Here is a 6,211-nt window from a genome sequence, read left to right on the forward strand (position 1 = left end):
ATTGCATCTTCCGTGCCAACGGCGAAACGCTGATATGACGGGTAATCTGGCATGATAAACGAGTAAAAATGACTCGCCTGCTGCGGGTAGCGAGTCATTTTTACTCATTGAAACTTAAGCCTTTGTGTTACAGCTCAGGGTAAGCGCTGATAAAAGATGGCATGATTTCTGCTGTCAGAAAGGGATGGACAGGCAAAGAAGAAGATGCGTTTTATGCAACGTTCTAAAGACTCCTTAGCTAAATGGTTAAGCGCGATCCTCCCCGTGGTCATTGTTGGGCTGGTGGGGCTGTTTGCGGTGACAGTGATTCGCGATTATGGGCGCGAGACTGCCGCCGCCAGACAAACGCTGCTGGAAAAAGGCAGTGTACTTATTCGTGCTCTTGAATCCGGCTCGCGCGTCGGCATGGGGATGCGCATGCATCATGCGCAGCAGCAGGCATTACTGGAAGAAATGGCCGGGCAGCCTGGTGTACGTTGGTTTGCGGTCACGGATGAACAAGGAACAATCGTGATGCATAGCAACTCCGGCATGATGGGAAAACAGCTTTATTCCCCGCAGGAAATGCAGCAGTTACATCCGGGAGATGAAGAAGCGTGGCGGCGGATCGATAGCGCAGACGGCGAGCCTGTTCTGGAAATTTATCGCCAGTTTCAACCGATGTTTGCTGCTGGAATGCACCGGATGCGCCATATGCAGCAGTATGCCGCGACACCACAAGCAATTTTTATCGCTTTCGACGCCAGTAACATTGTGAGTGCTGAAGATCGTGAGCAGAGAAACACCCTGATTATCCTCTTCGCCCTGGCGACGGTCTTGCTGGCAAGCGTGTTGTCATTCTTCTGGTATCGCCGATATCTGCGCTCGCGGCAGCTATTGCAGGATGAAATGAAGCGCAAAGAGAAGCTGGTGGCACTGGGGCATCTGGCGGCAGGCGTTGCCCACGAAATCCGTAACCCACTTTCCTCGATTAAAGGGCTGGCGAAATACTTTGCCGAACGCGCGTCAGCAGGGGGAGAAGCGCATCAATTGGCGCAGGTGATGGCGAAAGAAGCCGACCGTTTAAACCGCGTGGTAAGCGAGTTGCTGGAACTGGTTAAGCCAACGCATCTGGCTTTGCAGGCGGTGGAGCTCAACACGCTGATTAACCACTCATTACAGCTGGTAAGCCAGGATGCAAACAGCCGGGAGATCCAGTTACGCTTTACCGCCAACGACACATTACCGGAAATTCAGGCCGATCCGGACAGGCTGACTCAGGTCCTGTTGAATCTCTATCTCAATGCTATTCAGGCGATTGGTCAGCATGGCGTGATTAGCGTGACGGCCAGCGAAAGCGGCGCGGGCGTGAAAATCAGCGTTACCGACAGCGGTAAGGGAATTGCGGCGGATCAGCTTGAAGCCATCTTCACCCCGTACTTCACCACCAAAGCCGAAGGCACCGGACTGGGGCTGGCGGTCGTGCATAATATTGTTGAACAACACGGTGGTACAATTCAGGTCGCAAGCCAGGAGGGAAAAGGCGCAACGTTCACCCTTTGGCTTCCGGTCAATATTACGCGTAAGGACCCACAAGGATGACGCACGATAATATCGATATTCTGGTGGTGGATGATGACATTAGCCACTGCACTATTTTGCAGGCTTTGCTGCGTGGCTGGGGCTATAACGTCGCGCAGGCGAACAGCGGGCGACAGGCGCTGGAGCAGGTGCGGGAACAGGTTTTTGATCTTGTGCTTTGCGATGTGCGAATGGCAGAGATGGACGGCATCGCCACGCTCAAAGAGATCAAAGCGTTAAATCCGGCAATTCCGGTACTGATTATGACCGCGTACTCCAGCGTCGAGACGGCGGTAGAGGCGTTGAAAACCGGGGCGCTGGATTATCTCATCAAGCCGCTGGATTTCGATAACCTACAGGCGACGCTGGAAAAGGCGCTCGCGCATACACACAGTGTTGACGCTGAAACGCCTGCGGTGTCTGCCAGCCAGTTCGGTATGGTCGGTAAAAGCCCGGCGATGCAACACCTGCTCAGTGAAATCGCCCTCGTCGCGCCATCGGAAGCCACGGTGCTGATCCACGGCGATTCCGGCACCGGTAAAGAGCTGGTCGCCAGGGCGATTCACGCCAGTAGCGCACGTAGCGAAAAACCGCTGGTAACGCTCAACTGCGCGGCGCTCAACGAATCCTTACTGGAGTCTGAATTGTTCGGTCACGAAAAAGGGGCGTTTACCGGGGCCGACAAACGGCGGGAGGGGCGCTTTGTTGAGGCGGACGGCGGCACGTTGTTTCTCGATGAAATTGGCGATATCTCGCCGATGATGCAGGTGCGTCTGCTACGTGCGATTCAGGAGCGCGAAGTTCAGCGTGTCGGTAGCAACCAGACTATTTCGGTTGATGTCCGGCTGATTGCGGCGACTCATCGCGATCTTGCCGCAGAGGTGAATGCCGGGCGTTTTCGCCAGGATCTCTACTATCGTCTGAACGTGGTGGCGATTGAAGTTCCGTCGCTGCGTCAGCGGCGGGAAGATATTCCTCTGCTGGCAAACCATTTTCTTCAGCGCTTTGCCGAGCGTAATCGCAAGGCGGTAAAAGGTTTTACGCCCCAGGCGATGGATCTGCTGATTCACTACGACTGGCCGGGAAATATTCGTGAACTGGAAAACGCGGTGGAACGGGCGGTGGTGCTGCTGACCGGGGAATATATTTCCGAACGCGAGCTGCCGCTGGCGATTGCCAGTACGCCGATCCCGCTGGTACAAAGTCAGGATATTCAGCCGCTGGTGGAAGTCGAAAAAGAGGTGATTCTGGCGGCGCTGGAGAAAACGGGCGGCAACAAAACCGAAGCCGCCCGCCAGTTAGGGATCACGCGCAAAACGCTATTGGCAAAACTGTCGCGTTAGTTCTGCTCGCGTTCGATAGCGCGCCAGCCGATATCTTTCCGGCAGAAGCAGTCGTCCCAATGGATATCGGTCATTAAGGCATAAGCGCGTTTCTGCGCTTCTGCCACGGTATGACCCAGCGCGGTAACGCACAGTACGCGCCCGCCGCTGGTCACTACCTGCTCGTCATCCGCCAGTTTCGTGCCCGCGTGGAACACTTTGCCGTCTGCCACTTCTTCCAGCGGCAGGCCGTGGATCACATCGCCGGTGCGGTAATCGCCCGGATATCCACCCGCAGCCATCACCACGCCGAGAGAAGCGCGTTCATCCCACTCGGACGTTTTCTCGTCCAGCTTGCCTTCACAGGCCGCCAGGCAGAGCTCAACCAGATCGGACTTCATGCGCTGCATAATCGGCTGGGTTTCCGGATCGCCAAAGCGGCAGTTAAATTCAATAACCTTCGGATTGCCCTGTTTGTCGATCATCAGGCCCGCGTAGAGAAAACCAGTGTAGGTGTTGCCTTCCGCCGCCATGCCTTTCACGGTTGGCCAGATGATACGCTCCATCGTGCGCTGATGAACTTCATCGGTTACTACCGGCGCGGGGGAGTAAGCGCCCATCCCGCCCGTGTTTGGTCCGGTATCTTTATCGCCTACGCGTTTGTGATCCTGGCTGGTAGCCATCGGCAGCACATGCTCGCCGTCCACCATCACGATAAAGCTCGCTTCTTCGCCATCGAGGAACTCTTCGATAACGATGCGATGACCCGCGTCGCCAAACGCGTTGCCCGCCAGCATATCGTGAACAGCCGCTTCCGCTTCTTCCAGCGTCATCGCCACGATAACGCCTTTCCCGGCAGCCAGACCGTCAGCTTTAATGACGATTGGCGCGCCTTTCTCACGCAGATACGCCAGCGCAGGTTCTACCTCGGTGAAGTTCTGGTATTCCGCCGTAGGGATTTTATGGCGGGCCAGGAAATCTTTGGTAAACGCTTTCGAGCCTTCCAGTTGCGCGGCACCTGCGGTTGGGCCGAAGATTTTCAGCCCGGCGGCGCGGAAGGTATCGACTACGCCTTTCACCAGCGGCGCTTCCGGGCCGACGATGGTTAGATCTACCTTTTCGTTTTGTGCGAAATCCAGCAGCGCCGGGATATCGGTTACGCCGATAGCGACGTTCTGTAGCGCGGGTTCCAGCGCAGTGCCTGCATTACCCGGAGCAACAAAAACAGTTTCAACCAGCGGCGACTGAGCCGCTTTCCAGGCCAGCGCGTGCTCGCGCCCGCCGTTACCAATCACTAATACTTTCATCTATTGCTCCATTAATGGCGGAAGTGGCGCATGTCGGTGAAGAGCATCGCAATACCGTGCTCGTCGGCGGCGGCAATCACTTCGTCATCACGGATGGAACCGCCAGGCTGGATTACACAGGTCACGCCCGCAGCGGCGGCGGCATCAATACCGTCGCGGAACGGGAAGAACGCGTCAGAAGCCATCGAGGAACCTTTCACTTCCAGACCTTCATCGGCGGCTTTAATACCGGCGATTTTCGCGGAGTACACGCGGCTCATCTGGCCCGCGCCAATACCGATGGTCATATTGTTTTTGGCATAGACGATAGCGTTGGATTTCACGAACTTCGCCACTTTCCAGCAGAACAGCGCATCACGCAATTCCTGTTCGGTCGGCTGGCGTTTGGTGACGACGCGCAGTTCTTCTGCACCGACCATCCCCAGGTCGCGATCCTGAACCAGCAGACCGCCGTTCACGCGTTTGAAATCAAGACCCGGAGCACGCTCGCCCCACTGACCGCAGATCAGGACGCGAACGTTCTGTTTAGCGGCGGTTATTTTCAGGGCTTCTTCGCTGGCGGACGGCGCAATAATCACTTCAACAAACTGACGAGAAATGATGGCCTGCGCGGTTTCCGCATCCAGCTCGCGGTTAAAGGCGATAATGCCGCCGAATGCGGAGGTTGGGTCGGTTTTATACGCGCGATCGTAAGCATCGAGAATGGAGTTGCTGACCGCCACGCCGCATGGGTTTGCATGCTTCACGATCACACAGGCCGGCTCGGCGAACTCTTTCACGCACTCCAGCGCCGCATCGGTATCGGCGATGTTGTTATAAGAGAGGGCTTTACCCTGAACCTGGGTTGCGGTGGCAACGGAGGCTTCTTTCACATTCTCTTCTATATAGAAGGCAGCCTGCTGGTGGCTGTTCTCGCCGTAGCGCATATCCTGCTTCTTGATGAAGTTCAGGTTCAGCGTACGCGGGAAGCGACCGGCGGCTTCTTTGCTTTCACCGTGATAGGCCGGAACCATGCTGCCGAAGTAGTTGGCAATCATGCTGTCGTAGGCGGCAGTGTGTTCGAAGGCTTTGATGGCAAGGTCGAAACGGGTTGCAAGCGTCAGCGATCCTTCGTTGGCATCCATCTCTTTAATAATGGCGTCGTAGTCGCTACTCTTCACCACGATTGCGACATCTTTATGGTTCTTGGCGGCGGAGCGCACCATCGTTGGGCCGCCGATATCGATGTTCTCAACCGCATCTTCCAGCGAGCAGCCTTCACGAGCGACGGTCTGGGCGAACGGATACAGGTTAACAACCACCATATCGATAGGCTGGATCTGATGTTCTTCCATAATGGCATCGTCCTGGCCGCGACGGCCCAGAATGCCACCATGTACTTTCGGATGCAGGGTCTTCACGCGTCCATCCATCATCTCCGGGAAACCGGTGTAATCGGAAACTTCGGTTACCGGCAGACCTTTTTCTGCTAACAGACGGGCAGTGCCCCCTGTAGACAGCAGCTCCACACCGCGTGCGGAAAGTGCCTGGGCGAATTCGACGATACCGGCTTTGTCAGAAACACTGAGCAGAGCGCGGCGGACTGGACGACGTTGTTGCATGGTAAATCCCCTGGATTTGACTATTACAGAGAGCGTTAGCTGAATTTTTCGCGAAAAACTCAGCTAACGCCCCTAACGGGGCATCCTTATTTTTCGCCCGCATTGTAACGAAAACGTTTGCGCAACGCTCGCGAATTTTTCTCTTTCAATGGTGATCACAATTTTGACAGTGGCTACCGTGGGAAAAATACAGAAATTACATTGAAGATTGTGGATAACTCTGTGCGTAAAAAGGTATAAAGCGGGGTTTTGCTGGGGAATGCAGCAGTCAGTCATTTTTATGCAATTTTTCTATTGCGGCCTGCGGAGAACTCCCTATAATGCGCCTCCATCGACACGGCGGATGTGAATCACTTCACACAAACAGCCGGTTCGGTTGAAGAGAAAAATCCTGAAATTCAGGGTTGACTCTGAAAGAGGA

The 6,211-nt window shown here is 55.3% G+C and carries 4 protein-coding genes; 2 read left to right on the forward strand and 2 right to left on the reverse strand.

All coding sequences use genetic code 11. The annotated features are described in order from the left end of the window. Positions 1–204: 204 nt before the first annotated feature. Together zraS and zraR are read left to right on the forward strand one after the other, a co-directional pair. Positions 205–1,581: a two-component system sensor histidine kinase ZraS gene (gene zraS / locus ACJHYO_RS23505; protein WP_001211899.1), complete on the forward strand. Its 1,377-nt coding sequence runs from the start codon at positions 205–207 to the stop codon at positions 1,579–1,581. Beyond that, complete coding sequence (zraR, locus tag ACJHYO_RS23510; RefSeq protein WP_044705369.1) at positions 1,578–2,903, forward strand: sigma-54-dependent response regulator transcription factor ZraR; 1,326 nt, start codon at positions 1,578–1,580, stop codon at positions 2,901–2,903. The genes zraS and zraR overlap by 4 nt, the downstream gene beginning before the upstream one ends. Here zraR and purD read toward each other — a convergent pair. Next, complete coding sequence (gene purD / locus ACJHYO_RS23515; RefSeq protein WP_085455632.1) at positions 2,900–4,189, reverse strand: phosphoribosylamine--glycine ligase; 1,290 nt, start codon at positions 4,187–4,189, stop codon at positions 2,900–2,902. The genes zraR and purD overlap by 4 nt on opposite strands. A gap of 11 nt (positions 4,190–4,200) precedes the next feature. Beyond that, complete coding sequence (gene purH, locus ACJHYO_RS23520) at positions 4,201–5,790, reverse strand: bifunctional phosphoribosylaminoimidazolecarboxamide formyltransferase/IMP cyclohydrolase (RefSeq protein WP_001187554.1); 1,590 nt, start codon at positions 5,788–5,790, stop codon at positions 4,201–4,203. Positions 5,791–6,211: the final 421 nt, after the last annotated feature.

Origin of the sequence: Escherichia sp. WS1118, assembly GCF_046487695.1 — a bacterium.
In the GTDB taxonomy this organism is placed as follows: domain Bacteria; phylum Pseudomonadota; class Gammaproteobacteria; order Enterobacterales; family Enterobacteriaceae; genus Escherichia; species Escherichia coli.

Excerpts from the sequence above, each read along its gene's own strand:
- zraS (WP_001211899.1), top strand. The coding sequence starts at position 205 with ATGCGTTTTATGCAACGTTCTAAAGACTCCTTAGCTAAATGGTTAAGC.
- purH (WP_001187554.1), bottom strand. The coding sequence starts at position 5,790 with ATGCAACAACGTCGTCCAGTCCGCCGCGCTCTGCTCAGTGTTTCTGAC.
- purD (WP_085455632.1), bottom strand. The coding sequence starts at position 4,189 with ATGAAAGTATTAGTGATTGGTAACGGCGGGCGCGAGCACGCGCTGGCC.
- zraR (WP_044705369.1), top strand. The coding sequence starts at position 1,578 with ATGACGCACGATAATATCGATATTCTGGTGGTGGATGATGACATTAGC.